21 protein-coding genes are annotated in these 23,564 nt (G+C 58.1%); 10 read left to right on the plus strand and 11 right to left on the minus strand.

The window, feature by feature from the left end; genetic code table 11:
* Nucleotides 1–135 precede the first annotated feature (135 nt).
* From RGW60_RS22080 to RGW60_RS22115, 8 genes are all read right to left on the minus strand, one after another.
* Nucleotides 136–3,663 carry a dermonecrotic toxin domain-containing protein gene (locus RGW60_RS22080; protein ID WP_322206609.1) on the minus strand — a complete coding sequence of 1,176 codons (3,528 nt, stop codon included), beginning with the start codon at nt 3,661–3,663 and terminating at the stop codon, nt 136–138.
* Between the two features lie 158 nt (nt 3,664–3,821).
* Entirely contained in the window at nt 3,822–4,841 is a 1,020-nt protein-coding gene (locus RGW60_RS22085; RefSeq protein WP_322206610.1) for an iron ABC transporter permease, read from the minus strand.
* Nucleotides 4,838–5,803, minus strand: a complete 966-nt coding sequence (locus RGW60_RS22090) for an ABC transporter substrate-binding protein (protein ID WP_322206611.1) — start codon at nt 5,801–5,803, stop codon at nt 4,838–4,840. The genes RGW60_RS22085 and RGW60_RS22090 overlap by 4 nt, the downstream gene beginning before the upstream one ends.
* Nucleotides 5,800–6,576: an ABC transporter ATP-binding protein gene (locus RGW60_RS22095; protein WP_322206612.1), complete on the minus strand. Its 777-nt coding sequence runs from the start codon at nt 6,574–6,576 to the stop codon at nt 5,800–5,802. The genes RGW60_RS22090 and RGW60_RS22095 overlap by 4 nt, the downstream gene beginning before the upstream one ends.
* A 10-nt stretch (nt 6,577–6,586) precedes the next feature.
* Nucleotides 6,587–7,960, minus strand: coding sequence for a PepSY domain-containing protein (locus RGW60_RS22100; protein WP_322206613.1), 1,374 nt, complete (start codon nt 7,958–7,960; stop codon nt 6,587–6,589).
* A gap of 83 nt (nt 7,961–8,043) precedes the next feature.
* Nucleotides 8,044–8,448 carry a DUF2946 domain-containing protein gene (locus tag RGW60_RS22105; RefSeq protein WP_322206996.1) on the minus strand — a complete coding sequence of 135 codons (405 nt, stop codon included), beginning with the start codon at nt 8,446–8,448 and terminating at the stop codon, nt 8,044–8,046.
* Between the two features lie 51 nt (nt 8,449–8,499).
* A complete protein-coding gene (locus tag RGW60_RS22110; RefSeq protein WP_322206614.1) occupies nt 8,500–8,973 on the minus strand; it encodes a copper chaperone PCu(A)C in 474 nt (157 codons plus the stop codon).
* A 71-nt stretch (nt 8,974–9,044) separates the two neighbouring features.
* Nucleotides 9,045–9,434, minus strand: coding sequence for a DUF2946 domain-containing protein (locus RGW60_RS22115; protein WP_322206615.1), 390 nt, complete (start codon nt 9,432–9,434; stop codon nt 9,045–9,047).
* Nucleotides 9,435–10,029: 595 nt separating this feature from the next.
* Here RGW60_RS22115 and RGW60_RS22120 point away from each other — a divergent pair.
* Genes RGW60_RS22120 through RGW60_RS22140 form a run of 5 tightly spaced genes read left to right on the plus strand, consistent with a single transcriptional unit; the run spans nt 10,030 to nt 14,798 of the window.
* Nucleotides 10,030–10,587, plus strand: a complete 558-nt coding sequence (locus RGW60_RS22120) for a DUF3304 domain-containing protein (protein WP_322206616.1) — start codon at nt 10,030–10,032, stop codon at nt 10,585–10,587.
* Entirely contained in the window at nt 10,572–11,129 is a 558-nt protein-coding gene (locus RGW60_RS22125; RefSeq protein WP_322206617.1) for a DUF3304 domain-containing protein, read from the plus strand. The genes RGW60_RS22120 and RGW60_RS22125 overlap by 16 nt, the downstream gene beginning before the upstream one ends.
* Complete coding sequence (locus tag RGW60_RS22130) at nt 11,114–11,671, plus strand: DUF3304 domain-containing protein (protein ID WP_322206618.1); 558 nt, start codon at nt 11,114–11,116, stop codon at nt 11,669–11,671. Before RGW60_RS22125 ends, RGW60_RS22130 begins: the two co-directional genes overlap by 16 nt.
* Nucleotides 11,656–12,213: a DUF3304 domain-containing protein gene (locus tag RGW60_RS22135; RefSeq protein ID WP_322206619.1), complete on the plus strand. Its 558-nt coding sequence runs from the start codon at nt 11,656–11,658 to the stop codon at nt 12,211–12,213. The genes RGW60_RS22130 and RGW60_RS22135 overlap by 16 nt, the downstream gene beginning before the upstream one ends.
* Entirely contained in the window at nt 12,198–14,798 is a 2,601-nt protein-coding gene (locus tag RGW60_RS22140) for a DUF2235 domain-containing protein (protein ID WP_322206620.1), read from the plus strand. Before RGW60_RS22135 ends, RGW60_RS22140 begins: the two co-directional genes overlap by 16 nt.
* Before the next feature lie 40 nt (nt 14,799–14,838).
* Here the strand turns inward: RGW60_RS22140 and RGW60_RS22145 are convergent, their stop codons facing one another.
* The 3 genes from RGW60_RS22145 to cbiE are packed head-to-tail and all read right to left on the minus strand — an operon-like array spanning nt 14,839 to nt 17,875.
* Nucleotides 14,839–15,579, minus strand: a complete 741-nt coding sequence (locus RGW60_RS22145) for a cobalt-precorrin-6A reductase (RefSeq protein WP_322206621.1) — start codon at nt 15,577–15,579, stop codon at nt 14,839–14,841.
* Nucleotides 15,576–16,673, minus strand: coding sequence for a cobalt-precorrin-5B (C(1))-methyltransferase (locus RGW60_RS22150; RefSeq protein WP_322206622.1), 1,098 nt, complete (start codon nt 16,671–16,673; stop codon nt 15,576–15,578). Before RGW60_RS22150 ends, RGW60_RS22145 begins: the two co-directional genes overlap by 4 nt.
* Nucleotides 16,673–17,875, minus strand: a complete 1,203-nt coding sequence (gene cbiE, locus RGW60_RS22155) for a precorrin-6y C5,15-methyltransferase (decarboxylating) subunit CbiE (RefSeq protein WP_322206623.1) — start codon at nt 17,873–17,875, stop codon at nt 16,673–16,675. Before cbiE ends, RGW60_RS22150 begins: the two co-directional genes overlap by 1 nt.
* 126 nt (nt 17,876–18,001) lie before the next feature.
* Here cbiE and cobG point away from each other — a divergent pair, with 126 nt between their 5' ends.
* The 5 genes from cobG (at nt 18,002) to RGW60_RS22180 (ending at nt 23,552) form a co-directional block, all read left to right on the plus strand.
* The gene (gene cobG / locus RGW60_RS22160) at nt 18,002–19,357 is read left to right on the plus strand and encodes a precorrin-3B synthase (RefSeq protein ID WP_322206624.1); all 1,356 of its coding nucleotides are present in this window, start codon (nt 18,002–18,004) and stop codon (nt 19,355–19,357) included.
* The gene (locus RGW60_RS22165; RefSeq protein WP_322206625.1) at nt 19,350–19,976 is read left to right on the plus strand and encodes a precorrin-8X methylmutase; all 627 of its coding nucleotides are present in this window, start codon (nt 19,350–19,352) and stop codon (nt 19,974–19,976) included. Before cobG ends, RGW60_RS22165 begins: the two co-directional genes overlap by 8 nt.
* Entirely contained in the window at nt 19,976–20,707 is a 732-nt protein-coding gene (locus tag RGW60_RS22170) for a precorrin-2 C(20)-methyltransferase (protein WP_322206997.1), read from the plus strand. Before RGW60_RS22165 ends, RGW60_RS22170 begins: the two co-directional genes overlap by 1 nt.
* Complete coding sequence (cobJ, locus tag RGW60_RS22175; protein ID WP_322206626.1) at nt 20,707–22,413, plus strand: precorrin-3B C(17)-methyltransferase; 1,707 nt, start codon at nt 20,707–20,709, stop codon at nt 22,411–22,413. Before RGW60_RS22170 ends, cobJ begins: the two co-directional genes overlap by 1 nt.
* Before the next feature lie 323 nt (nt 22,414–22,736).
* Nucleotides 22,737–23,552, plus strand: coding sequence for a hypothetical protein (locus tag RGW60_RS22180; protein ID WP_322206627.1), 816 nt, complete (start codon nt 22,737–22,739; stop codon nt 23,550–23,552).
* Nucleotides 23,553–23,564 lie beyond the last annotated feature (12 nt).

The raw sequence follows: 23,564 nt of genomic DNA on the forward strand, positions 1-23,564 counted from the left end.
AGGCTGGGCCAAATCTGAAAACGTCGCAAAATGGTACGAAATGGTCGTACTTTCCAATCGTCGCGCACCGCCATGGACCTCAAATAAGTGGGTGGTGCGCGACGCTGCGCCGATATGGTGCGGTCAACTGTTTAGTTAAAAAAACGCAGCCCGTCGACCGGTGAATATATTTACATAGTCCGTGGGGATCTGTTCTGGTGCAGAGAAGTAAGCGTAATTGATGTTGTTGATTTTCTTGAATGCCATTAGTTGGAGCGGTGTATTCGGGGCTATGCCTACATGGTCTCCCAAGAAGTTGGTGAACATGTTTTTCTTCGACACCGAGTCATCGAAAATCAGGAAAATCGCGTGGGTATCCGGGCCTGCGCTTTGGCGGACAAACTCATCGTTCGCCCATTGGAGGGCATTTAGCGGGCTGACAGACGCGGACTGAATTCCTGTGTCGGCAAAAATAGTCCCCACTTGGCCTTGGAGCTTCTCAAGGCTAAAAGTGGACACATAAGCCGCTCGGTAAGCCAGGCCGTGATACTCATCCAACTGATAAAACTCTCGGCTAAAGGCAATGGATTCCTCGGTTTCGATGCCCGTTCTTAATGCGCTATTTATTTCGGCAGAGCCACCTTCGCAATAGGCTGCCACCTCTGGGAATGACTCAGCATTCGATTTCGCCATCGACAGGTAATCAGTTTCAAAGCGCAGACGTTGTGCTGGCGTCAATGCCTCTGCTGAGGCAGGCCACTGAGCGATTAACTGTCCCAGCTCGTGGCTGGCTTCCTCATATATTTTCGGGCTGGTGCCTTGGCCTTGATACGGTGCTTTAGTCCAATTGCCGCTTTGGTCGGGCACCGCAAATTCCCCACGCTGCGTCTGCAACTGTGTGTTCTCGCGCAGCCGACGGTAGAGGTTCATTTCGCCGAACAGGTTGGCGTGGGGGCCGATGTAAAACGCTTCATCATGGATTTCAATACGGCGGTATTTGAGCGCATCGAACACAATGTCCGCTCCTGCGTCGCTCGATGTTGCCATTGTGCGGTTCTTTGACAGAACGCCGATGTGCACCTCGCCGTCAGCACCGGTGTAGCGGGTGAGCGGTCGAGGGGCGGGTCTGAACAGTTTGAGCGGTAGTGCCGCGCTCCGAGTAAGTTCAAGCTTGCTGATCCCACTCGACACCAGGTAGTCGAGGGCGATGAGAAGCTCCTTCGCCGCACCTTCGTAGTTGTTTTCTTCGATGTACCTGAACCCGTTCCAGGCTGTGTACATGGCCAGGCCTAACGTTATGGGGATAGAAATGGGCGGCGGTAAAAACAGCAGCATCACGTTGGTTGCCAAGTGCATGGCGGTATGGTGTTCGTCGGTCACGATTTCACGTGCATTACACAGGTTTGCTGTCCCATCCACGATCAGGTGTTTGATTTTAATACCGTGGCTTTCATCTATAAAATCCCGGGTTTGCTCAATCAGACTCAAGGGGTTCCAGATCAACTTGGGCACCGGAAGCGTCGTAGGTATCAGCTTGAACACATTTGGAAGGTGGTAGTGTTTTTGCCATTGATCCAGTTTGATGGCTCTCATTGCCAGCGGTCGCTTGGCGATTGGAAGTTGAAGCAAAAGGTAGCGGGTAAATGTGGGGTTCTCCAGGAAGCGAGTCTTTACGCTTTCCATGTCAGCGAACCAGCGAAAGACAATGCCATCTGGCGCATTAAGGGTGCACAGCACTACACCTTCCTCGCCGTCGGCTTGCGGTCCAATCTTTAGCACGTTCGACAATGGCACATCGGTAATAGCCAGAAACTGCACCAGGATTTTTTTACGACCTACCTGCCGGTCAGCTATTGCCTCGGGGGCATCTACGACGGCTTTGATCCAGCGCTGGCAGAGTTGAGGTATGTCTTGCGTAGCGCCGAACAAGCCTAAGTTAAGCTGTATTTGGCCAAGTCTTAACGCCAAATCATGCAGTGATTTTGCATACGCCGAGGTCTGAAGTCGCGTAATCAGAAATTGATCAATCGTGGAGCCGCTGTCGATTCGCGACACCAGCGCGCGTACAAATAATGCGTCGAGGCCATTGATGGACCCCCCGTTGCCGTCAGTCACAACAATGCTTTGGGCACTCGAGAGCTTGAGCATGCCGGGCTTTTCAGCGGCTAATGAACTGAGCGTATAGCGTTTAAAAATGCTGTCTTCATCCGACGGCGGTAGTGCCAAGCCTGGGGCATAGGGGGGCAGCAGAGGAGGGCGATAGGTGACGTCAATGTTGATGTCGTCAGGGTTGAGCAATACATGCTTGTCGGCCAGGGCGTCTTTGATCACGGTGGCCGTGTAATAGCCTTCGAGCGTCTGGTCCGAGAGTTGCGGGTTGACCAGGTTATCCTCCGTCAACTGATTCAGTTTGATAATCGACTGACCCAATTTTTTAGCGGCGATAAGCCAAAGGTCTTTTTTCTCGGCGCTCATTGCCCTCCACCATTTAGGCATCGAGCTGTAAAGAATGTACCTGTCGTTCCAGTTCAAGTTTAGAAAGTTGTTGAATTGATAGCCTGGGTCAAGTGAGCGCGACAGGACTTTCAGAAAGGCGTTCGATTTAAGCCTCTGCACTTTCGCCGTTTTGACGCAGTGTTCAAAATCCGTTTGCTGCTTGGCAATCTGAGCCAGAAACTGGACGTTTAAAAAATCCCCTTCGATGGGTGAGAACGTCCAGGCTTGAGCGGTGATGGTTGTCGCTTCGAGCGATGCAATGGTGTCGGGATCTTCCATTGACACATTTTTCAGCAGCCATTGTTTTTGCGCCGTATCGGTCATTCGTTTCGATAGCGACTGGATGAGTAGCGGAAACGAATCGAACCCCTCTAAACCGCTATTAGGTGAATACATCAGTACCGGCCCCAGCCGCCCGTCTCCAACAGTGGGCTTGTTGAGCGTGCAGGCGTGGCTAAGAATAAAAACCCCGGCGAAGTTCAAAGGGGGGATGTCGCCAAGCGCCAGCGCCAAGCTGAAAACGCCGTGTTTTTTTACCGAAGTCGAGCTATAGCTTTGGCGGTATTGGAGCATGGTCTCCAGCATGGAAACCTGTTGACTGGTCAAGTGCTTCTGATCCATGCCTGCCCGCGCTTCCATCCGCAACGCCAATACACGTTCTTCTATGAATAACGCCATGCGGGTTGTTTTAGCTGCCTCAATCACGCCCCAGTAACTGAGCAGAGAGTGTTGATAGAGGGTGCTCAGCGTTTCGGACAGCTCAGTGTAAATAGCATGAAGCTGCCGATAATTGAGCGCCGTAATTTGATGGGTGACGGCAACTGAATCCGCCGCGATAAACCAGCCGGTGCGGTCTTCTTTCAGCTCCAGGGCCCCTAGAAAAAAATCGATCAGGCTGTCGCGCACGGTGATTGAGTGCGTGATCTTGCGAATCCACTGTATGGGCGGCGTAGGGCGCTGTGTCGGGAATTTAGTGAATGGCGGAATGTTGCCCTGTTTATGTTCGTACGAACTCAACCACGTTGTGTGGATGTCAATCAACAGATTGGGATGATTACGGTTGAGAATTTTATGAAACTCAATTTCCACCGTGTCGAGGAGGCTGGGTGGAAATAGCTTTGGGGCAGTGGCAGTTGGCGTGTGAGTCCCCTGTAAGGTGACAGGTGAGGCGGGTTGCTGGATCGTCATGGTCTGGTCATTTTCATGGGTAATAAAAAGAGATGCCTCGGTGCAGTTGCACGCGAGTACCTGACCATGAAGTCACTGCAAACAGTTCGTGTCTGTCAGTCGGTAGACATCCGAGAGACCGAGTTTGGCGTTTTGTAGGTAGGAGCTGTCTGACGGGCTTAGCGCTTACGCATCAGCCCGATGAAAAACAAACCGCCGATGGCTGCCGTCGCGACTCCGATGGGCAGATCTTCCGGGGCGATCAAGGTGCGCGCCGCCACATCGACCCAGACCAGAAAAATGCTGCCCATCAACACGCAGACCGGAAGCAGTCGACGGTGCTCGGCACCCACCAGACGGCGGGCGACGTGAGGCACCATCAGGCCCACAAACCCGATTGAGCCGCTGATTGAAACCATCACGCCAGTCATCAGTGATGCAATCAAAAAAACCCTGATCCGCACGTTGCGTGCGTTCAGTCCTAATGTGACTGCGGTTTGCTCGCCTGCCATCAGGGCGTTGAGCGCACGCGCCATGCTCAACAGCAAGGCCAGCCCGATCAACATGCTCAACGCTGGAATCCCGAGCAGTTCCCAACGCGCCAGACCCAAACCGCCTAGCATCCAGAACATCACCGCTGAACTGGCGCGATGATCACCCATGAACAGCAGTAAATTGGCCAGCGCCATCATCACGAACGACACCGCAATGCCGCACAGCAGCAGTCGGTCACTGTCCAGTCGACCATGGCGATTGGCGATGGCAAGCACCATCAACATGCTGCACAGCGCGCCAATGAAAGCGGCGAGGGGTAGGGTCATCAGGCCGATGACCTCGCCGACGTGCACCACCACGATCACCGCGCCCAGTGTCGCGCCGGAGGTCACGCCGAGTAGATGCGGGTCGGCCAGTGGATTACGGGTCGCGGCCTGCAGCACGGCACCGGTCAGCGCCAAGCCCGCGCCAACCAACGCACCGAGCAACATCCTCGGCACGCGGATCAGCCACACAATGTGTTCCTGGCCAGCACTCCAGGTCGGCATGTCGGGGCCCCCTCCGAACAGCTTGTGCAGAAGGATCTGCCAGACGATTTGCGCAGGCACCGGTGCGGCACCAAAACCCAGCGACAACACGCAGGAGATTAACAGCGCCAAGCCCAGACCCAGCATCAGCAGGTTATAGGCGCGCGTTCCATTCATAGCGGCTTGCCGTGAAAGCCTGCGGCCAAGGTTTCGATGGCCTCGATATTGTCGATTCCCGGCGTGGCTGCTACGTATGGGATCACGATGAAGCGCTTATTGCGGATCGCGTCCATGGATTGCAACGCCGGGTTGTTCAGCAGGAAGCGTTCTTTCTGTTCGGCGGTGACTTCGCCGTAATCAACGATGACGATCACTTCGGGGTTGCGTTCCACCACGCTCTCCCAATTGACCCGCGTCCAGCTGGCGTCGATGTCGTCCAATATGTTGCGCCCGCCTGCCGCTTCGATCAGCGCTTGGGGCATTGCCAGTCGGCCCGAGGTCATGGCCCGGTCCTCGCCACTGTCGTAGAGAAATACCCGTGGGCGGTCAGCGGGCAGGCTCGCTTTGATCGTCGCGACCCGCATCTGCATCTGCCCAATCAACTGATTGGCGCGATCCTGCACGTCGAAAATTCTGCCGAGATTTCGCAGGTCGTTGTACATGTCTTCAAGGCTCGCCATCGGGCGCTTCATCACAAACGCGCAGGATTCGCTCAGCTCATACACCTTGATCCCCAGTGGGGCGAGGGTCCGCGGGGTGAGGTCACCGCCAACGCGCATGCCGTAATCCCAACCGGCAAAAAAGAAATCGACGTTGGCATTGAGCAGGGTTTCCACCGACGGGTACTTGCTCGCCAGCTCCGGCAGACCGTCGAGTATTGTCGCCATCTGCGGCGTGACTGATTTCCAGCCAGTGATTCCGCTGTAGCCGACCATGCTCGATTTCAAACCGAGGGCGATCATCATCTGCGTCATGTTGATGTCGTGGCTAAGGGCATGCTGCGGCGCTTTATCGAAGGTCACCTCACGGTTGCAGCTTTGAATGGTCAGCGGGTAGTGGGTGGTTTCGGCCCACGCGTGGGCGTTGGTCGAGAGCAGGGCGACAGCCAGGCTGATAGGCCGCAGAAAAAACAACTTCATGGGTGGGTGATCCAGGTAATTCGTGGGTAATCGCAAAGTGGGTGAGTATCGACCAGTGCTTGGACGCCAAATACTTCGCGCAATAGCGCTGTGGTGATCACTTCAGTAGGCGTGCCACTGGTGACGATGCGCCCGCGATCAATGACGTACAGCCGGTCACAAAACGCGGCGGCGAGATTGAGGTCGTGGAGGCTGGCCAGCACCCCGATGTTCAAGCGTTTGATCAATTGCAACAGCTCGATTTGAAAGCGCGGATCAAGGTGGTTGGTCGGTTCATCGAGCATCATTACGGTGGGTTGCTGCGCCAAGGCCCTAGCGAGAATCACACGCTGCTTCTCGCCGCCGGACAGCGTGGCAAATGTGTGGTTTTCGAAGCCGTGCATGCCCACCGCCAGTAGCGCTTGTTGGGTGATATGCCGGTCCAGCACGGTATCGGTCTCGAACATGCTTTTGTGCGGCGTGCGGCCCATGGCAACCACTTCATCGACGGTCAGGCCAAAGGCGTCGGGAAACTCCTGCAACACCACTGCTATTCGCTGAGCGCACCAGCGGGGTGACTGCTGCCAGACATTGCCCTGGTCCAGCAGCACCTCACCTGTGGTCGGTCGACTGAAGCGATAGGCGCAGCGCAACAAGCTGGTTTTGCCGCTGCCGTTAGGCCCGATCAAGCCCACGAATTCGCCTGCCGCCACACTCAACTGGACCTCACGCAGAAGGAATGGTTGATGGCCATGGGACGACCAAGCGATGTTTTTCAGCGTGAGAGCGGTCATGGGGTTTAGATCAGCCGAGTTTTGCTATGGGGCGCTGGAACCGTGAGAGCACCAGCCAATCCAGCGCCCAAACAGTCACCAGCGAAATGCCAACCAACGGAAACGCCAGCCCCAGAACAATCATGATCACGATGGCGGTTTTCCAACGCGGCAGGTCGTGGCGTAACGGCGGAGCACCCAGGCCACCCTGTGGGCGACGCTTCCACCAGATCACCAGTGCGCTAATCGAACTGAGCAGCACCATCAGGCAAATCAACAAAATCAGCAGTTGATTGACCCAGCCGAAGAACTTCCCTTCGTGCAGCATCACGCCCAATTCCGTGGCGCGAGAGACGTTGCTGTAATCCTTCCAGCCAACGTCGGCCAGCACCTTGCCGCTGTATTGATCGACATGCAGCGTGGCGTCGTTACGAGGGTCGTCGGCGAACACGGCGATGGTGAATACCCCGTCGGCCTTGGTGGGCGCGGTGATGCTATAGCCCGGTTCGATGTGCCGCTCGGTAGCAATGTTTACCACCTGTTGCAGCGACAGCGTCGGGTTCGCAGGCATTGACACCCCGCCCCCCTGGTTCATGTGTTCGGCATGCTCGCCGGACACCGGCATTGGCGTGTTTTCCAGCGCCCACGGCACGGTTTGGCGCGTAGGCGTATTGAGGGCACCGGCCAGTTGGTCCGATTTAGGAACGTCGTTCCACATGACCGCCGGGAAGGTGTTCCAGACATCAGCGAATTGCTTGCCCCACACACCGGTCCATGTCATGCCGCTCAATAGCATAAACAGCAGAAACACTGCGCCCCAGAAACCGGTCACCGCATGCACATCACGCCATAACAGGCGTCCCCGCTTGCTCAAGCGTGGCCATAGCACCCCGGCCATCGAGGCGCCGCGTGGCCACCACAAGTACAACCCCGAAACCACCAGCACAATCGCCCAGCCGGCGGCTAACTCAACGATCCGGTCACCGACTTTGCCCAGCAGTAATTTGCCGTGCAGTGAACGGGCGAGGGCTTGCAGGTTGTTTTTGCCCTCTTGAGTACCCAGGATCTCGCCGCGATAGGGGTCGATAAACACATTCAGCTCTCGGCCCCCCTGCAGGATCACGAACTGCGCACTGCCTTGCGCGTTCAGCGGTGGCAGGTATTTGCTGACAGGCGCCTGTGGAAAAGCGGCTTGCACCCGCTGTTGTTGCGCGTCGGCACTGAGCAATTGTTGGCCCGGCGTGACGTATAGCAAGTCGCTGTACATCACGTTGTCCAACTGGGGTTTGAACAGGTAAATAATCCCGGTCAACGACAGCAGAATCATGAACGGCGCAACGAACAGCCCGGCATAGAAGTGCCAGCGCCAGGCGAGGTTGTAGAAAGAAACCTTTGTTTGAGTCATGTGCAACGCTCCCGGCAGGGATAAACACGTATCGACCGGTACGGTCACCTTTGCGGTGAGGACCGGTTCGTTTTATTGAGGGTTTACCGTGTGGTCGAGAGCGGCGGAGCGCGGCTGCGGGCATTGGGGAAGGTGGTCTGCCGTGCATGGCCTTGTTGCGATGCCACGTTGAAAAAGCCGGTCGGCTTGGGAGGATTGGACGCAACGAACGCCAACGCTTGAGGTAGCGCGGGGCAACTGAACAGTAGCGTGCAATACCCACATTTGGCCCAGATCACATGATCGGTCGCCACCGACGCGTGTTCGGCACTGTGGCATGAAGGCGCCTCAATTGCCTTGTCCACTGATGCAGGCATCGACATGGAGGCCGACATCGACATTCCGGCGTGCTGGTCCATCGGCATCGCTTGAGAAATCAGCGGACCGATAAAGATCATCAACATGGCGAACAGACTCAGCCATGCGCCTCGGGGTTTACCGGGGCGCAGGACGAAGCTGGCGTGGGGCGAAGCGCGGTTCACTTCAATCGCTCAGGGTATTTAATGGTCGTGCATGGCGTCTGCGTCGGGCGCCTGCTTTTGGACGGCAACCTCAACGGTGACAGCGCCTGATTGCTCGAAGTGCAGCGTCAGCGGGAAATGCTGGCCGTCGATCAGCTTCGATTTGTCCTTCAGGTCCATCAGCATGACGTGATAGCCCATGGGTTGAAATTTCACTTCGCCACCGGCCGGGACGTCAACGGTTTGCACCTGTTGCATCTTCATCAAACCGTCTTGCATCAGGTGTTGATGCAGATCGGCCATACCGGCGATAGGGCTGTCGACACTGAGCAGGCGATCGGCGGTTTTACCAGTGTTGTGAATCACAAAATACGCCGCAACGGTGGGTGCATTGGGCGGTAACTCCAAGGACCACGGGTGGGCGATGTGCAACTCGCCGACCATGGAATCATGGGCATTGGCAAAGCAGGCCGGCAGACATAAAGCGGCCAGGATGAGGATCTTCTTGATCATGGTGATTCTCCAGCGTGAACGATTCCGGTGCGCCGGACTTTGCGGTCAGCAGCGCTTTTTTTTGCTTCGGATCAGGCGCGGGGAGACGCTCGGGGGTTGAGGCTCGGCCATTGCTGGCGTGGGGACAATGCGGTTGGGGATTGGACGTCGCGCGCTAGCTTCGTTTCGACTTGCACCGCATACCACGGGGTGAAGCCGGATGGCACAGACACCAGCGGCGCCGAACCTGCGCAGCACCAGCAATGCTGCATGGCGGCATGATCGTCTTTCTGCGCAGGGCTTTGTTCAGTTTTGCCCAGTGAAATCGCCACCAGTCGAGTGCCGCTTGCCGAACAAAAACTGCCCCACAACAACGCTTCATCAACGGTTTTCGGTGCGGCGCTGGTCATCGGCATGGCGAGCATGTTGAACAGCACTGCAAAGCAGGCAATCCAGGCAAATGCCAACCGGCGTCGAGACATGGGGTGCTTTCCGTTTCATTAAGCCGTCAAAGGCGCTATTTAGCCTGAATGGCCGGAATAAGTAAAAAAAGTGCCCGTGGCGAGATGCCGCGGCACGTTGGCGCAGATCCCCAGTAAAGCCCGCTTGTAGGCGAAGAATTCCCTGTGTCGTATCAGGGCCCGCCACTTCGCGACAGGTTTAGGTAGAAAAGCAGCCAGTAAAAGTGAATCCACTGAGCACAACGTCTGGTGGTGGGTCGCTCTATTGTCTCCAATGAGCCCCCACACCTACCCGCCATCAACTCAAAAACCGCCGCGTTCTCGAAGGCGGTTTTTTTATAAATAGCGTTTGGGAAATTTCCTAGGGCGGTCGCGGATGCATCCTACATACGACGTGGGTCGGCCTGCGTGAGCATGTGTGCCAAAGAATTTTGGCACTACAAAAAGAGGGTCCATCCATGCCGATCTTAAACATTCAGAACGCATTTACCCTGACAGTCGCCTACCCAAAAAGGCGGCGAAACCTAGGGGTGTTCAACTTTTCCGAAATCGTAGCGGCTCCAGATCACGTCAACGAACCCTTTAACGTTCCGTCCCAAATAGAAGTGCCCTCTGTATGTCTAGCTTCTTGAACCCCGGCTCGGCTCACCGCGTATTGGTGATATTGGTCGCTGCGGTACTCGCTTGCATCGCCCTGCAAGCGTGCAGCAAAGCACCGCCCGACCGACTCGGCATTCCCATCGAGGGCTACAACCACACCTCGGCGGCGATCAATCATTTCGACGTCAACGGCAACGGCGGTCCGAACATCGGCCCGTTTGGCGGTGGCGGCAGCCAGATGTGCTGCGTGGCCATGCCGCGCAAATGGCATCCCGGCCTGACCGTGGTGGTGGAGTGGGAGAAGGACCCAACACCACACGACTACGCAGATTGGCCAGAGCGCAGATTTTCTGATGCCTGGAATGCTCGGATGAAGAAAGCAAAAACCAACAACACCCGCCACCGCGCCGTCGTGGAGGTCGCGCCCTATGAAGAACTCGGGGTCATTGACGTCCATTTTTTGCCCTGCGACCAAATCGCGGTCTCCGCCGTTGCCGAGCTGCCGGGTAAACCCGGCTACCCCTTCTCTTATCCCCGCAAAATGGAAGTACCTCCCGTATGCCCAGCTTCATGAACACCGGTTTAGTTCGTCGCGTGCCGGTGTTTTTAGCCGCTGCGGTGCTTGCCTGCGTTGCGCTGCAAGCGTGCAGCAAAGCGCCGCCAGACCGACTCGGCATTCCCATCGAGGGCTACAACCACACCTCGGCGGCGATCAATCATTTCGACGTCAACGGCAACGGCGGTCCGAACATCGGCCCGTTTGGCGGTGGCGGCAGCCAGATGTGCTGCGTGTCCATGCCGCGCAAATGGCATCCCGGCCTGACCGTGGTGGTGGAGTGGGAGAAGGATCCAAACACCGGTGATTCGGTGAACTGGCCGAAGCCTCGCTATTCAGACGCGTGGAGTGAAGCAGCAAGAGTGCATCAGTCCAAATACACCCGCCATCGCGTGGTCGTTGAAGTCGCGCCTTACGAGCGATTGGGCGCAATCACCCTGCATTTCCTTCCCTGCGACCAAGTAAAGGTCTCTGCCGATCAGACCTACCCCGGCATCGCAAATCACCCCTATGACTACCCGCGCAAAATGGAAGAGCCCTCTGTATGTCCAGCTTCTTGAACCCCGGCTCGGCTCGTCGCGTGCCCGTATTTTTAGCCGCTGCGGTACTTGCTTGCATCGCCCTGCAAGCGTGCAGCAAAGCGCCGCCCGACCGACTGGGCGCGCCCATTGAGGGTTACAACCACACCTCGGCGGCGATCAATCATTTCGACGTCAACGGCAACGGCGGTCCGAATATCGGCCCGTTCGGTGGCGGCGGCAGCCAGATGTGCTGCGTGTCCATGCCGCGCAAATGGCATCCCGGCCTGACCATGGTGGTGGAGTGGGAGAAGGACCCAACACCACACGACTACGCAGATTGGCCAGAGCGCAGATTTTCTGATGCCTGGAATGCTCGGATGAAGAAAGCAAAAACCAACAACACCCGCCATCGCGCCGTCGTTGAAGTCGCGCCTTACGAGCGATTGGGCGCGATCACCCTGCATTTCCTTCCCTGCGACCAAGTAAAGGTCTCTGCCGATCAGACCTACCCCGGCATCGCAAATCATCCTTATAACTACCCACGCAAAATGGAAGTACCTCCCGTATGTCCAGCTTCATGAACCCCGGTTTGGTTCGTCGCGTGCCCGTGTTTTTAGGCGCTGCGGTGCTCGCCGGTATCGCCCTGCAAGCGTGCAGCAAAGCGCCGCCCGACCGGCTTGGCGCGCCTATCGAGGGTTACAACCACACCTCGGCGGCGATCAATCATTTCGACGTCAACGGCAATGGCGGTCCGAACATCGGCCCGTTTGGCGGTGGCGGAAGCCAGATGTGCTGCGTGTCCATGCCGCGCAAATCGCATCCCGGCCTGACCGTGGTGGTGGAGTGGGAGAAGGATCCTAATGTTGGAGCCTCACGATATTGGCCTGAACCCCGTTATTCAGATGCATGGTTCAGAGCCGGAAGAGAGCATCAGTCCAAATATACCCGCCACCGCGCCGTCGTGGAGGTCGCGCCCTATGAAGAACTCGGGGTGATTGACGTCCATTTTTTGCCCTGCGACCAAATCGCCGTTGCAGCCGTTGCCGAGCTGCCGGGTAAACCCGGCTACCCCTTTTCCTACCCGCGCAAAATGGAAGTGCCCCCCGTATGTCCAGCTCCTTGAATTCCAAATCGCAACGCCCCCAGCCGTCGCCGTTAACACCTACGCCACGGTTCAAGAAAGAAGGCCTGCTGCCTCTTAATTCCGACGACGTCGGGCTCAATTACCGTAAGCAATATCGCCCCAAACTTATGTTTTCCGATGCGGTTGAGCGGGCTACCCGAGCCAGAGGCCATACCTATTTAGTTTCCTCATGCATGGACGTGTTGAACATCACTCTGTGTTTTGACGGCACCAATAACCACGAGCCCTCGGACAAGCGGGCTCAACCGCCGACCACCACCAACGTGGCGCGGCTGTTCCATGCCAGTTTGGGCGGGGAAGATAACGGCGCCAAGAACCGGGACAACCAAGAAGGTTTTTACCGCTACTACATCCAGGGCGTCGGCACCGAATTCAAGGAAATTGGTGAGTTCGAGCCTCGATTGCTGGGCTTGACCGGGGCTGCGGGAGGCGAGAATCGGATCGATTGGGCGTTCACCCGCTTGCTGGATACTCTCCACAGAGCCTGCGGTGAAAAGCGTCTAGAGCCCGTAGAGGCTTACGCACTGGTTCAGCAGATGAGCGCTTCATTAACCGGCGGGCTGTTTAGTAACGGAAACGCCTTGCGCCGCCAAGTGCTGCAAGCGCCGATGCTGGCGCTGCAAAAAAAGATCGAGAACCTGCACGCCCGCAGTGCGATCCCCCGGATCATCGGCATGCGCCTGTGGATCTACGGTTTCTCTCGAGGGGCTGCCGAGGCTCGGGCGTTTGCCAACTGGCTGGAAGCGCTGACCAAGATCGAGGTGGACGGTGAGACCTGTTATTTGTTTGCCGGAATCCCCATCAGTATTGCTTTCATGGGCCTGTTCGACACCGTGGCCTCCACCGGCATGGCCTATGCAATGCCCTTCGCCGACGGCCACATGGGCTGGGCGGATGACACCCTGCGGCTGCCGGAATCAGAGAAGTTTCTTGAGCGTTGCGTGCACTTGGTGGCGGCTCATGAACAACGCAACTGCTTCCCGGTGGATTCTATCCGGCGCAAAACCAACCCTAAGGATCCCAACTGCCCCTCGACTTACCGCGCCGGAACCTTTGAATACCTCTACCCCGGCATGCACTCTGACGTCGGCGGGGGGTATCCGCCGGGTGAGCAGGGTAAATCGCTGGCCGGACCTCAGGATGTGCTGTCGCAAATACCGCTGCAGCATATGTATGCGGAGGCCTATGCCGTCGGTGCGCCATTACAAGCACCAAAAGATGCGTTAAATGAAGAGCAAAAAGGAATGTGGCCATGGCTGGAAATGGACAGAGCAACTTTTGAGGCCTTCTCAGTCTCCGACACCCTAACCCACCGCTTCAACACCTGGCTCGACGCCCACCAAACCGGCCCGCTAGAAGATGCCATGGAGCATCAAGCCGCCCTGATCACTGCCTGGCGAATCAATCGGTACGCGTCCTTCCGCCTGCGGGAGACGTCGGCTTATCACCACGTTCAGGGCAAGGACATGACGGACGAAGAAAAAAACGCCTTCGAAGCGCTGTACGCCCGGCAGTCCGAAGAAAATCTGGCGCAGCACAACGGGACAGAGCCGTCGGCCCTGTCAGACAAGGAACAGGCAAAACGCGACAGCCATCTAGCGATCAAGCAGGCCTACGAACAGCGCACCGGGGCTACACAGCCCATGACCTTCAATACGCACAAGTCCTTTGAACCCATCCTCGACCAGAATCAGCTGGAAATGGCGATGAGCGAGTTTCGCCGTGACTATACGGGGAAGTGGGCGTTCGCCGACTCCAACGAGGCGACGTCGGCTGGCACGGTGATCAACACGCTGTTCGGAGGGCTGGTGTACCTCATCAACGAACAAGACGAAGCCGAGGAATACGTCAAAATGCGCCGAACGGCCAATATAGCTTTCAACAAGCTCTACGCCCCCGGCAGGTTTGAACCCCTCAGTGATAAAGCGCAGACCCTTACCGATTTTTTTGACGAGCAAGTCCACGACTCACGCGCCTGGTTCATGAACGCGATGCTCAATGAGCGTGAAGTGTTCGGCGATTATTTCCGTTTTCGCGCAGTGTTCTTCGATGATCAATCCAACAAGTCGTTATCGCTGATCGCCAGGTCCGGGCAGGTGATCGGGGTCGGCATCGCGCTTGCCAGCGTTGGCCTGAGCATCAAGCGCAACGACCCGCGTTACCTGATTGGGCTGATTATTCCGTCGCTGGGGATTCCGGCGTTTCGCGGCAAGCTCAACGCGCTGGCCATGCCGCAAGTGCGCGCCTTTGACCCGGTTACGAACATCGACCTGCCGATGCAAGACGTCGGCGCCCTCAGGACCTTTACCAAAAACACCGGCGACGTGCTGAAACTGGCCAAGGCCTTGCCTCTGCCTGAAGCCCTCAGCGACGAAACCGCCACCACGCCTGAGCTTAAAGCCCTGCTCAAAGCCCAAAAAACGGCGAGGGTCGCAGAAATGGCCAAAGAGCTGTTCGACAGCCTGCCCGCCGAAGAAAAATCGGGATGGCTGGACCAAATCAAAGGCGTGGTGGGTAAATCCACCCGAGTCTGTAGTAGCCAACGTGTTGGTGCAGGGGTTTGAAGCGTATGCCTGACACGCCGCCTCGTGAGCACGTTGGCTTCTAAAGAAATCCAACCTGAGCTAACCGTTCCAGCAGCTCACTGACTTCCGTAAATTCCAGGTCCACGTTCGGCAACACCGGCCGACGCAAAATCAACACCGGCACCCCACGCTCTCGCGCCACCTCAAGCTTTGCCTCGGTTGCGCTGCCGCCGCTGTTTTTGCTGATCAGCACGTCGATGTCTCGACTCGCAAACAACTCACGTTCGCCCTCCAGCAAAAACGGCCCGCGTGCGGCGATGACGTCGCAGCGATCATTGCCGGGGGTATCGGTGACGGTGTTCTCCAATGCGCGCAAGGTCCAGAACTGCTGGGCGGGTATTTCATGAAGGTGCTGCAAGGGCTCGCGGCCAAGGGTGAACAGCGGTCGCTTGAACCGGGCGAGGGCGGTGATCAGTTCGGGCCAATCAGCGACTTCACGCCAGTCATCGGTGACTTGCGCTTGCCACCCCGGTCGGCGCAAGGCCCAACACGCGGTAGCGCTGAGCTGCGCGGCTCGCGCAGCGTTGTGGCTGATCTGGGCGGCGTAAGGGTGGGTGGCGTCCAGCAGCAAATCGATGCCTTGATCGCGAATAAACTGCGCTAATCCTTCGGCACCGCCGTAGCCGCCGACACGCACCTGGCAGGTCAAGTCAGTCGGCACCCGGCCTACACCGGCCAGGCTGTAGATATGCTGCGGCCCCAATCGACGGGCGATGGCCAGTGCGTCGGTCACGCCGCCCAGTAATAACAGGCGCTTCATGCCGAGACCCCGGCATGCCCGACAATGCCGCCTTGGCGGTCGATGGCGAACACTTCCACTTCCACTTCTCTGGGCACCACGCTTTGGGCAAACCGCAGCGCGTGACGACACACTTCATCACCCAGCGCGATGCCGACGGCGCTGGCCATGGCCAACGCTTGCTGGCTGGTGTTGGCGCCACGGATAGCCTGTTGCAGCGCGTCGTTGGCACCGAGGGAGGCGGCCCAATGGGCCAGTTGCGGCGGGTCGATGCTGGAGTGGCGGCTGTGCAAGTCCATATGGCCCGCCGCCAGTTTGCTGATTTTGCCGAAGCCGCCGCAGATGCTGAGTTTGGCCACCGGCACTTTGCGCAGGTGCTTGAGCACGGCGCCGATAAAGTCGCCCATTTCGATCAAGGCAATTTCCGGCAGGTCGTAGACCCGGCGCATGGTGTCTTCGCTGGCGTTGCCGGTACAGGCGGCAATGTGCAGATAACCGTTGGTTTTTGCGACGTCGATGCCTTGATGAATCGACGCGATGTACGCCGCGCAGGAAAACGGTCGAACGATGCCGCTGGTGCCGAGGATCGACAGCCCACCGAGAATGCCCAAGCGCGGGTTCATGGTTTTCAAGGCCAGGGTCTCGCCGCCCTCGACACACAGGGTCACCTCGAAACCACCGGTGTAGTTCGATGCCTGGGCCAGTTGCAGCAAATGCTCGGTGATCATTTTGCGCGGCACCGGGTTGATCGCCGGCTCGCCCACGGCAAGTACCAGACCCGGACGCGTCACCGTGCCCACGCCTGGACCCGCTTTGAACCGCACGCCGGGTTCCGCGATCAGCCGCACCCGAGAAAATACCAGGGCGCCATGAGTGACGTCAGGGTCGTCGCCTGCATCCTTGATCGTCCCGGCTTCGGCACCGTCGGCAAACGCCCGGCAAAACTCCAGGCGCATGTGCACCTGCTTGCCCTTGGGCAGCACGATTTCTACCGCGTCGTTGATTTCGCCATTTAACAGTAATCGCGCCGCCGCCAGACAGGTCGCCGTCGCGCAACTGCCGGTGGTGTAACCGGAGCGCAGGGGCGCGGGTTGTTCGGCGGTCTCGGCGCGCATCAGGGTTTGATCGCTTCGAGCAGGGTGATGGGCAAGGCTTGGCGCCAGGTGTCGAACTCACCCAGGGGCTTGGCCTGGGCCACATGCAGGCGGGTCAGTTCGCCGCCGAACTGCTCGCGCCAGACCACCAGCGTGGCTTCGCTTTGCAGGGTGACGGCGTTCGCGACCAGACGCCCGCCTGAGCGCAGCTTTTGCCAGCACACGTCGAGTACGCCGGGGCGAGTGACGCCGCCGCCGATGAAAATCGCATCTGGGGTTTCCAGATCAAACAACACCTTGGGAGCTTGACCGCGAATCAATTGCAAGCCGGGCACGCCTAGCGCATCGCGGTTGTGTTCGATCAATAGCTGACGGCCTTCATCGGCTTCGATAGCCAGCGTGCGGCAGCTTGGGTGCGCGCGCATCCATTCAATGCCTATAGAACCGCAGCCCGCGCCGACGTCCCAGAGCAATTCACCCGGCGTAGGTGCAAGGCGCGCCAAGGTGATGGCCCTTATATCGCGCTTGGTCAGTTGGCCGTCGTGTTTGAAGGCGCTGTCGGGTAGGCCGGCCAGCATCGACAAACGCGGTGTGTCGACGTCGGCGCGGCATTCGATGGCAACCACATTCAGCGCGGCAATGGGCAGGTTTCTCCATTGGCTGGCGATCTCTTCGACTCGACGCTCATCCGTGCCGCCTAAATGCTCCAGCACCGTCATGCGGCTGGGGCCGTAACCTCGGGCACGTAATAGCTCCGCGATCGCCGCCGGACTGCTGCCGTCGTTGCTCAAAACCAACAGGCGCACACCGTTATGAAATTGAGCATTCAACGCCGCCAATGGCCGGGCGACCACCGATAACGTGACCACATCTTGCAGCGGCCAACCCAAGCGGGCAGCTGCCAGGGAATAGGACGACGGCGAGGCCAGCACGCGCATTTCCTCGGCATCGACCTGCCGTGCAAGGCTGGCGCCGACCCCAAACAGCATCGGATCGCCACTCGCCAACACGCAAATCGGCGTGCCGCGTTGGTCTAGAACCGGGATTAGAGAAAACGGGCTGGGCCAGAGCGTGCGTTCGGCACGAATACAGGCAGGCAGTAAATCCAGCTGACGCTGACCGCCAAACACCTGAGTAGCGCCCAGCAGCGCGTGGCGAGCCGTCTTGCCCAGGCCTTTGAAGCCCTCTTCACCGATTCCCACGACTGTCAGCCAGGGCGCCATGTATGTTCCTCAACCGACTTAAATAAGCAGTTCCGACAGAGCGGCTTTTCATGCCTGCGGACAAAGCAGGCATAATACCGCGCCCACAGGGCTGTAGCGTTTTTCAAATTCAGTTTGGGTGACCCTTTGAACCAGCCGACGTCCGCATCGCCTTTACGCCCCTCGGCTTGCCCGGGGTTGTTGCGTATCGTCCCGGCGCTGGACGGCGGTATCTGCCGTATCAAGTTGGCCGGCGGTTCTATCACTTCGATTCAGGCCGCCGCCGTGGCTGAAGCGGCGCAGCGTTACGCTGGGGGGGTGATTGAGGCGACAAATCGGGCCAACCTGCAGATTCGCGGCATTGGTGCCGAACAGGACGCTTTGATTGCGATTCTGTTGAGCGCCGGTCTTGGGCCGAATAACCCGGCGAGCGACGACGTGCGTAACCTGATGCTGAGCCCGACGGCCGGAATTGACCCGCAGCAGTTGTTCGACAGCCGACCGTTGGCTGCGCAGATTCTCGGTACCTTGGAGAACGAGCCTCGTTTTCATGACCTGTCGCCCAAATTCGCCCTCTCCCTGGACGCAGGCGAAGCGCTGGTGATGCGTGAACACCCCCATGATCTGTGGTTGTCGGCGCTGGAAGTCGACGGGGAAGTCCTGTTGGCGTTCGGGTTGGCGGGGTGTCCTGGGCATGATGCACCGCTTGCTGCGGTGGCGTTAGCCGAGGGGCATGCGCTGGTGATTGCGGTGCTGGACGCGTTTCTTGAATCGGCGCGGCCGGAGCAAACACGGATGCGCCATCTGCTGGCAGCGATGCCGATTGAGGAATTTCTTCAAGCCGTAGGGCGGCGGTTAATCGGTCCTCTTCGCAGGCAAGCCTGCTCCCACAGAGCCTTGGAACTCCCAAACCCTGTGGGACCAGGTTTGCCTGCGAACGCGTTGGGTGTGTATCAGCAATCGGTGGCTGGGCGTGTTGCGGTCGGCGCCGCTGTGCCATTGGGACGGCTCGATGCCTCGATGCTGCGCGCCGTTGCCCAATTGGCCGCGCAATGGGGCGACGGGACGTTGCGTCTGACGCCGTGGCAAAGCGTTTTGCTGCCCAATGTGTGCGGCGAACACGCTTCAACGGTCATGGCCGGCCTGCACGCGGCGGGCTTGATCTGCAACCGCGAACAGCCGTTGGCAAACATCATCGCCTGCACCGGCTCAGCTGGCTGCGTCAAAGGCTTGGCCGACACCAAAACCGACGCCTTTAAGCTGGCGGTTTTGTTGGAGCATCATGGCTTGAACCTGCCGGTACACCTGACGGCCTGCTCACGCAGCTGCGCCGCCGCGCATATCGCCCCGATGACCTTGCTGGCGACCCGCGCCGGACATTACGACCTTTATTTTCGCGACACGCAGCAGCCGGGTTTCGGCGCATTGCGGGCGCGTGACCTCACTATAGAAGCAGTCGGCGCGTTATTCGCTGCCGACTCACGGAGCAGTACTGATGATTGATTACATCCGCGACGGCCAGGAGATTTATCGCAACTCCTTCGCGATCATTCGTGCCGAGGCCCGGCTCGACAAGATCCCGGCCGACCTGGAAAAACTCGCCGTGCGGGTGATTCATGCCTGTGGAATGGTTGAGGTTATCGAAGACCTGCGCTATTCCCCCGGCGCCGGTACTGCTGGCCGCAATGCCTTGGCCGCTGGCGCGCCGATTCTCTGTGACGCCCGTATGGTGTCCGAAGGCGTAACCCGCACGCGCCTGCCTGCCAACAATCAGGTGATCTGCACCCTCAAGGACGACGGCGTCCCGGAGCTGGCTCGCGAATTGGGTAATACCCGCTCTGCCGCCGCACTGGAGCTGTGGCGTCCGTATCTGGAAGGCGCGGTGGTGGTGATTGGCAACGCACCGACTGCGTTGTTCTACCTGCTGGAAATGCTCGATGCCGGTGCGCCAAAACCGGCGTTGATCCTCGGTTTTCCGGTAGGTTTCGTTGGCGCGGCCGAGTCCAAGGCGATGCTCGCGGCCAACAGCCGGGGCGTGCCGTTTGTGATCATGCAGGGTCGTCGCGGAGGTAGCGCGATGGCGGCCGCTGCGGTCAACGCCTTGGCCACGGAGATCGAATGATGCAGCAACCCGGTCGTTTGATTGGTCTGGGAGTCGGCCCAGGTGATCCCGAGCTGATAACCGTTAAGGCCCTGCGTCTGCTTCGCGAATCCCCTGTGGTTGCCTACTTCGTCGCCAAGGGTAAGAAAGGCAACGCGTTCGGCATCATCGAGGCGCACCTGCAACACGCGCAAACCTTGATGCCGTTGGTCTACCCAGTCACCACCGAAGCATTGCCAGCGCCGTTGTCCTATGAGCAAGTCATCAGCGACTTCTACGACGAGGCCAGCGAAGCCTTGGCGGCGCATCTGGATGCCGGACGCGATGTGGCGGTGATCTGCGAAGGCGATCCGTTTTTCTATGGTTCTTATATGTACCTGCACGACCGTCTTGCTGAACGCTATGAAGCCGAAGTGGTGCCCGGTGTTTGCTCGATGCTGGGCGGCGCTTCGGTGCTGGGCGCGCCGCTGGTCTATCGCAACCAAAGCTTGTCGGTGTTATCCGGCGTGCTGCCCCACGATGAACTCAAGCGGCGTCTGGCGGATGCCGATGCGGCGGTGATCATGAAGCTGGGCCGCAACTTCACTAAGGTCCGCCAGGTTTTGGAAGAGCTGGGCATGGCCGAGCGCGCTTTGTATGTTGAGCGCGCGACCATGTCCAACCAGAAAATCGTTCCGTTGGATCAGGTCGAACCCATGTCGTCGCCGTACTTTTCGCTGATTATTGTTCCCGGCGAACGGTGGCAAGGCTGATGACTGCTCATGCACCGGCCATTGTGATTCTGGGCAACGGCAGCCTCGACACCGCGCGCCGCATTCAACGGCTGTACCCGAATTCGTTGATTCATGGTCTTGCAAGCCGGGTCGATGGCGCGGACCTCACCTACATCGAATTTGGCAGCACCCTGCGCCAGCTCTATCAACAGGGCACGCCGATCATTGCTTTGTGCGCCGCCGGGATCGTGATTCGTACCTTGGCGCCGCTGTTGCTGGAAAAGGGCGCCGAGCCGCCGGTGTTGGCCGTGGCCGAAGACGGCAGCGCGGTCGTGCCTTTATTGGGCGGTCTGGGCGGCGTGAACATCATGGCTCGGGAGATTGCAAAAGGGCTGAACGTGGCTGCGGCGATTACTACCAGCGGCGAACTGCGTTTTGGCACCTGCCTGCTGAATCCGCCCAGTGGCTATGCCTTGGCTGATCTTGAGTTGGGTAAGCGCTTTGTCTCGGATTTGCTTTGCGGCGAACGCGTGCGTATCGAGGGTTCTGCACCGTGGTTGGCTGACGCGCAGTTGCCCGAAGACGCCCAAGCGCGACTGGCTATTCATGTGAGTAGCGCTGAGCGTGAACCGTCGGCCAATGAATTATTGATTTACCCACGCAGCGTGTTGGTGGCGGTAAGTGCATCGCTGCCCGAATTAGCGTCCAGCGTTCGCGCTGCCTTGCATCAGGCTGGCCTCGCCCTTCAGTCGTTGGCCTGTTTGCTGGCTAGCGATACGGAGATGGCCAATCCTCAATTACATCAAGCCGCGACTGAGCTGAATGTGCCGTTGCGATTTGTCGCTGCGCAGGCATCGGTTTGCGCGTTGGCAGAACACGCGGTGCCGCAGGTGTTGGCGCCGATTTGCGTCGGTGACAGCATCGCTATCGCGGCGGCTGCGAAGCCGTTAGGCGTGCTAAACATCGGTCGTGGGCGCGGTCGTTTGGCGGTGATCGGCCTCGGTCCCGGTGCGGCAGAATTGATGGTGCCAGCGGTTAAGGCTGAACTGGCGCGGGCCACCGATATTCTCGGTTATGAAACTTACGTGCGCATGGCCGGGCCATTTCGCGCCGATCAGGTGCAGCACTGCACGGACAACCGCGAAGAAATGCAACGCGCCCGGCATGCTTTTGAACTGGCCGCGCAAGGGCGTTCGGTTGTCGTGGTGTCGTCCGGCGATCCAGGCGTATTTGCCATGGCGTCAGCGGTGCTTGAAGCGCTGCATGAGTCAACCAACCCCGAGTGGCACAGGGTTGATCTGGAAATTTTGCCGGGGGTTTCCGCATCCTTGGCGACCGCCGCGCAAGCCGGTGCGCCGCTGGGGCATGACTTCTGCGTGATGTCGCTGTCGGACAACCTCAAACCGTGGGACGTGATTGAAAAACGTCTGGAGCTGGCTTCCCAAGCTGACTTGGCTTTGGCGTTCTACAACCCGATATCTCGATCCCGACCTTGGCAACTCGGCCGCGCACTGGAAATCGTCCGCCAACATCGCACGCCGGACACCCCCGTGACCTTGGGCCGCGACATTGGGCGGCCAGGGCAAACGCTGCGGGTGATTGCATTGGGTGAGCTGACGCCAGATCAGGTAGACATGCGCACCATGGTGTTGATCGGCTCATCCACAACCTGCATCTTTCCCCGCGCAGATGGCGGTAAGTGGGTGTACACGCCGCGCTGGTATGGGAAAAAGCCGGTGGCATGAGTTGCTGGTAGAAGTTATGTGCGCAGTACAAATGAGTTGTGCAAGCGCGCTCCTACAGTAAGTCGGTGTGGGTGCCTGTTATTTCGGGTATTTTTCTTGTAAGAAAAATCTTTGGTTTGATGGGAAAACTCAGGCAGATGTTAGGTGGATATCTTCAAGACGGTGCTGAATAGTCGCCAGTCTTTGTATTTAGGTGCTCTGCGACGGCAGAGTGGATTTAACTAAATGTGTATTCAGTTATGGGGAATGAAAAAGATCAGCAAGATGCGCTAGTTTATTGGCTGCCCAAGAAGGGTAACTCTTAAATTAAAAGGAAGTTGCGCATGAATGAGTACGATAAAGTCCCGAGCAGTGTTGAAGATCGTCTGAATTATATTGCAAGTTGTCAGTTGCCTGAGGGTGATTCACGCGTGGCGGAGGTCATTAACCCCACCCATCGCCGGTCCCGCCGTTCGTTGGCGGTGGATGAAAAAGCCGAAGGTGCCGCGGTTGTTGCCAATAGCATTGTTTCGTTCGTGGCGGGTATGTCGAAGCAGAGCAAGGAAGATATCAAGAACGCGGTATTGTTCGCGACCTTGGTGGCCAACAAGGCGCACCCGAACATGAGCGGGCCGCTATGGTACGAGCAGTTCGTGAACGTCATGATCCGCGCGTGTGGATGGGTGCCCACTCGCCGGGAATATTCCAAATACACGGCTTCCGAACACATGTTCACCATGGATCAGGTAGGCCTTAAAATTCTTGCGTCGGCGGTTGCGGCGGTAACGGTCCCAGGTGCTACCGCTGCGGTACTGGTGGGCGTTGCGCAGCAAGCGCTTGAAGCACTTCAGGCCAGTGATAAACCGCTCAAGCTCTTTGAAGGAAAAAGTCGCCGTCACAACGGCGGAGCCTTCAGTATCGCTTCTTGTGTTGAATCAGCGGATGGTGAAGTCGCGATGGCCATGGGGTCAGTAGATTTTTCATCCGTCTTAAGCGCCAAAAATGTACTGTTCTGGGACTGGAACAGTAACTCAGTCAGTATTTCTCGGGCGGAGTCGTGTCTGGTATTGAATCAGAATATCTACGCTGAAGTCCGAGACAGCATTCTTCGCAAGCTCGGAACTAACGCCAAACAGGCTATTGAAGAGTACGAAATTTAAAAAGCTTTCTCC

The organism is Pseudomonas sp. AB6, assembly GCF_034314105.1.
Classification (GTDB): Bacteria; Pseudomonadota; Gammaproteobacteria; order Pseudomonadales; family Pseudomonadaceae; genus Aquipseudomonas.